Annotated in this window: 5 protein-coding genes; all 5 read left to right on the top strand. The window is 56.5% G+C overall.

The window, feature by feature from the left end; translation table 11 throughout:
* Window positions 1-1123 (top strand): FGGY family carbohydrate kinase (locus tag Q0510_RS05865; RefSeq protein WP_298709105.1); only part of this gene is annotated, 1123 nt, incomplete at its 5' end.
* Window positions 1124-1134: 11 nt separating this feature from the next.
* The gene (gene xylA, locus Q0510_RS05860) at window positions 1135-2463 is read left to right on the top strand and encodes a xylose isomerase (RefSeq protein ID WP_298709103.1); all 1329 of its coding nucleotides are present in this window, start codon (window positions 1135-1137) and stop codon (window positions 2461-2463) included.
* Window positions 2464-2490: 27 nt separating this feature from the next.
* Complete coding sequence (locus Q0510_RS05855) at window positions 2491-3426, top strand: aldose 1-epimerase (RefSeq protein WP_298709101.1); 936 nt, start codon at window positions 2491-2493, stop codon at window positions 3424-3426.
* 70 nt (window positions 3427-3496) lie between these two features.
* On the top strand, window positions 3497-3682 hold the full coding sequence (locus Q0510_RS05850) for a general stress protein CsbD (RefSeq protein WP_298709099.1): 186 nt from the start codon (window positions 3497-3499) through the stop codon (window positions 3680-3682).
* Between the two features lie 107 nt (window positions 3683-3789).
* Complete coding sequence (locus Q0510_RS05845) at window positions 3790-4560, top strand: carboxypeptidase-like regulatory domain-containing protein (RefSeq protein ID WP_298709097.1); 771 nt, start codon at window positions 3790-3792, stop codon at window positions 4558-4560.
* The last annotated feature ends 261 nt before the right edge of the window (window positions 4561-4821 follow it).

Genomic DNA, 4821 nt, shown 5'->3' with positions numbered 1-4821 from the left:
CTACACGCTTCCGCACCTCCTGAACTCACCGGGTAACTTCACCGCTTCCAAGCTCCGCTGGGTGCAGCTCAACGAGCCTGCGCTCTACGCGAAGATCCGGCACATCATGCTGCCGGGGGATTTCATCGCCATGCGCCTCACCGGTGTTCCCGCCACTACACTCTCCGGGCTTTCAGAAGGGATCTTCTGGGACTTCAAAGAAGGCAAAGTGTCGGATCAACTGCTGGAATTATATGGGATCGATGCCGCGTTGCTTTCGCCCATTGTTCCCACCTTCGGTGAGCAGGGGAAAGTATCGAAAGCGGCGGCGGAATTGTTGGGGTTGAAGGAAGGCACGCCGGTTACTTACCGCGCGGGCGACCAGCCGAACAACGCATTTTCCCTGAATGTGCTCCAGCCCGGAGAAGCCGCCACTACAGCGGGCACTTCCGGCGTGGTGTACGCCGTCCATAACCAGCCGGCCTTTGATGCGAAGAGCCGCGTCAACGCCTTTATCCACGTCAACCATACCGAAAAGGAAACACGCAACGGCGTGCTCATGTGCCTCAACGGAACGGGCATTCTCAACAGCTGGCTGCGGCAGGTTTCCGGCGGGATGGCGTATGATAAGATGAACGACCTGGCGGCTACGGCGCCTCCCGGTTCGGAGGGGCTGCGTGTTTTCCCCTTCGGCAACGGCGCGGAAAGGATCCTGCAGAACAGGCTCCCCGGCGCCAGTGTGCAGGGGCTCGACTTTGGCATCCATTCTCCCGCGCACCTGTTGCGCGCCGGGCAGGAAGGCATCGTGTTCGCCCTGGCTTACGGGATGGATATCATGCGGTCCATGGGCCTGCGCATCAACCGCGTGCGCGCGGGCAAAGCGAATATGTTCCTCAGCCCCCTTTTCCGGGAAGCCTTCGCCAACGCCACGGGGGCCGAGATCGAATTGTATAATACAGACGGCGCGCAGGGCGCGGCAAGAGGAGCGGGCGTAGGCGCAGGGGTGTTCACATCCTTCCCCGAAGCCTTCCGCGGCATGGATTGCCTCGCCACCATCTCGCCCGACGCCAAATCACATGCGGCTTACCAGGATGCATATGCCGACTGGAAAGTGAAATTGCAGCAAATATTGTCGAACAGATAAAATCTTTACAAATGCAGATCATCACAGGTAACAAAACGTACTTCCCGACAGTGGGCGCCGTGAAATATGAAGGCCCCAAATCCGACAATCCTTTTGCGTACAAGTGGTACGACGAGAATGCGACCATCAACGGCAAAACGCTCCGCGAGCTGTTCAAGTTCGCCGTGAGCTACTGGCATACCTTCTGCGGCACCGGCGGCGATCCCTTCGGCCCCGGCACCAAAGAATTCCCCTGGCTCGCTTCCAGCGACGCGATCCAGTCCGCCAAAGATAAAATGGACGCCGCCTTCGAGTTCATCACCAAACTCGGCGTTCCTTACTATTGCTTCCACGACATCGACCTGGTCGACGAAGGCGCTTCCATCGCCGAATACGAAAAGCGCATGCAGGCCATCGTGGATTATGCGAAAGAAAAACAGAAAGCCAGCGGCGTGAAGCTCCTCTGGGGCACCGCCAACGTTTTCAGCAACCCGCGTTATATGAACGGCGCTTCCACCAACCCGGACTTCTCCGTGGTAGCCTATGCCGGTACGCAGGTGAAAAACTCCCTCGACGCCACGATCGCCCTGGGCGGTGAGAACTACGTGTTCTGGGGCGGCCGCGAAGGTTACATGACCTTGCTGAATACCGATATGAAACGCGAGCTCGACCACCTCGGCCGCTTCCTCGGTATGGCCCGCGATTACGCGCGGAAACAGGGCTTCAAGGGTACTTTCTTCATCGAGCCCAAACCCTGCGAACCTACCAAGCACCAATACGACTACGATAGCGCCACCGTGATCGGCTTCCTCCGCGAATACGGGCTCGACAAGGATTTCAAACTCAACATTGAAGTCAACCACGCCACCCTCGCCGGTCATACGTTCCAGCACGAGCTGCAGGTAGCGGCAGATGCGGGCATGCTGGGCAGCATCGACGCCAACCGCGGCGATTACCAGAACGGCTGGGACACCGACCAGTTCCCCATGAACCTCAACGAGCTCGTCGAAACCATGCTGGTGATCCTCGAAGCCGGCGGTTTCGCAGGCGGCGGCGTGAACTTCGACGCAAAAGCCCGTCGTAATTCCACTGATCTCGAAGATATTTTCCACGCGCATATCGGCGGAATGGACGCTTTTGCCCGCGCGGCTTTAGTGGCCGACCGCATGCTCCGCGAATCGCCTTACCGCCAGTTCCGGAAAGACCGCTACGCCTCTTTCGACTCCGGCAAAGGCCAGGAATTCGAAAGCGGCAAGCTGACGCTGGAAGATCTCCGTGCTTTCGCTATCGCCAACGGCGAACCGAAACAAACGAGCGGCCGCCAGGAATGGCTGGAAAATATCATCAACCAGTACATTTAGGCTGTATATTTAGGGCAAAATCGAAGCATGGCATTCAGTATCACGCATAAAGAAGAGAACGGCTTTTCCATCATCGCGCTGCAGGACGATGCAGGCGCGGAAGTACAGGTCATACCCGGATATGGCGCCCTGCTGCATGCGTTCAGCGTGCCGCACGGGAGTGGTCTTATCAATGTAATAGACAGCTACAAAAGCGAATCCGACTTGCATGCAGGGGTAACGGGCAGTTTCAAAAGCGTAAAGCTGAGCCCGTTCGCCTGCCGTATCAAGGATGGCGCTTACAACTGGAAGGGGACGGATTACACCATCCGCAAATCCCCCATCCACGGGCTGCTGTTCGACCAGGCTTTCACCCTCATCAAAGAAGAGGCGACCGACAGCTTTGCCGAGATCTCCCTTGAGCACCACTACGCCGGCGACGATCCCGGATACCCGTTCCCTTACCGCTGCGAGGTGCAGTACCGCCTGCTGCCGGAGCAAACGCTCCAGGTAACCACGGCCGTTTTCAACCTGCATAACGCACCCGTTCCCATGATGGACGGCTGGCACCCGTATTTCACGACGGGTACGCCGGTAGACCGGCTGGAGTTGCAATTCAGCAGCACCAGCATCGTGGAGTTCGACGAAAAGCTCATCCCTACCGGGGAAGTGCTGCCGTACAGCGAGTTCGCGCAGGGGAAAAGCATGAATGGCGTGAGCCTGGATAATTCCTTCCTGCTGGATTTTGCCGCCAGTCAGCCGCTTTGCACGCTGACCGACCCGGAGAAAAACATCCGGATCGCGTTTTATCCCGATAAAAGCTACCCGATCCTGCAGGTGTATACGCCGCCGCACCGGGACAGCATCGCCATCGAGAACCTGACCGGCGCGCCGAATGCGTTCAATAATGGCATCGGGCTGGTGACGGTGGAGCCGGGGCATAGTGCGCTTTTCCAGACCGCTATCCAGGTTAGCGGGGCCTGACGGTTGTTTGGCACAGACTTTGAATTTATGGTTGTAACCCCTCATTAGTTCACCCATAAATTGTCATGTCATGGACATCCTGATGATCAAGGACCGGTGGAGCGAGATCAAGGCGAAACTGAAGCAGCTGTTCGCCGATTTGACGGAGACGGATCTTACCTATGAGCAGGGGAAAGACGACCGTCTCATCCGCCAGATTCAGATTAAACTCGGTATAACCAGGGACGAGGTGATTTCGATCATCCGTTCCCTGTAACAACACGAATTACGGGCAATTCCCGGGGAAGACGATTCCTCCGGGAATTGCTTTTTTATATTACATTCGTGTCTTAACTATTTTCCGGACGCAAATGTTAGAATAATATGAAACCCACCAGATTGTACCTGATTACCATGCTGCTGACCCTTGTGTGCGGCGCGGCTTCGTTACCGGCAATGGCCCAGATCGAAACGCCCGTTACCCTTCGTGGCCAGATCACGAGCTCCGACGGCAAGCTTGTTTTATATCCCGCAACGGTCCGGAATAAACAAACCGGCGCCCGCGTCTTCTCCGACCAGGGCGGTTTTTATAGAATCGCCGCGCGCCAGGGCGACGAAATCGTCGTTTCTTTCATCGGATATGTTTCCGATAGCGTAAAGGTGGTTAACCTCGCCGGCACGCAGGTTGCCAATATCCGCCTGAAAGCCCGGGAGCGCTTCCTGCCCCAGGTGGAAGTTTCCGGGAAATGGAACGCCTATCAGCTCGATTCCATCGCGCGGTACGAAGAATTCAGGCCTTTCCTCGAATCGAAGGAAAAGACGCTGGTCAATACCGAAAAAAGAACCGACGGCGGGTTCGGGCTGGTGTTCAGTCCCTTCACGCGCGGCTCCCGCAAGGAAAAGGACCTTCGCAAGTTCAAGAAACTCTACGACGAAAACGAGCGCCAGCAGTTCGTCGATTACCGCTATTCCAAGAGCTTCGTGAGTCAGGTAACCGGCCTCAAGGGTGATTCCCTCACGCAGTTCACCAACATTTACACGCCCAGCTACGGCATGCTCCGCACCATCAACCAGGAGGATCTGATCATGTGGATTTCCGTGCGGGCTAAAAAATGGCGCGAGAATCCCGCGGCGCGTATGAAAGAGAACGAATAAACGAAACTGCCATATAAAACGAACGGCTGACCTTTTCCGGGTCAGCCGTTTTTATTGGAGCCGGGTACGGCTACAGTAAAAACTTATCATGATTGCGCTGAGGTTAATGAATTCCTTGGGGCGTTCCTTTGGCGGTGGGTGTGCCTTTCCACCTTCGGGTGGGGCGGGAGCGGGTTCCGCGGAAGAATAGGCACGAATCCTTATTAAAAAAGCGAAGGACCGGCTGCTGGGAAATCCTTTGCGGCCGGTCCTTCTATTTTT

Origin of the sequence: uncultured Chitinophaga sp. (assembly GCF_937874145.1) — a bacterium.
GTDB lineage: Bacteria > Bacteroidota > Bacteroidia > Chitinophagales > Chitinophagaceae > Chitinophaga.
The sequence above is the reverse complement of the archived record's forward strand: the minus strand, read 5'-3'. Positions and strand labels throughout refer to the sequence as shown.

Coding starts and splice junctions, on each gene's coding strand:
- xylA (WP_298709103.1), top strand. CDS start 1,135: ATGCAGATCATCACAGGTAACAAAACGTACTTCCCGACAGTGGGCGCC.
- Q0510_RS05855 (WP_298709101.1), top strand. CDS start 2,491: ATGGCATTCAGTATCACGCATAAAGAAGAGAACGGCTTTTCCATCATC.
- Q0510_RS05850 (WP_298709099.1), top strand. CDS start 3,497: ATGGACATCCTGATGATCAAGGACCGGTGGAGCGAGATCAAGGCGAAA.
- Q0510_RS05845 (WP_298709097.1), top strand. CDS start 3,790: ATGAAACCCACCAGATTGTACCTGATTACCATGCTGCTGACCCTTGTG.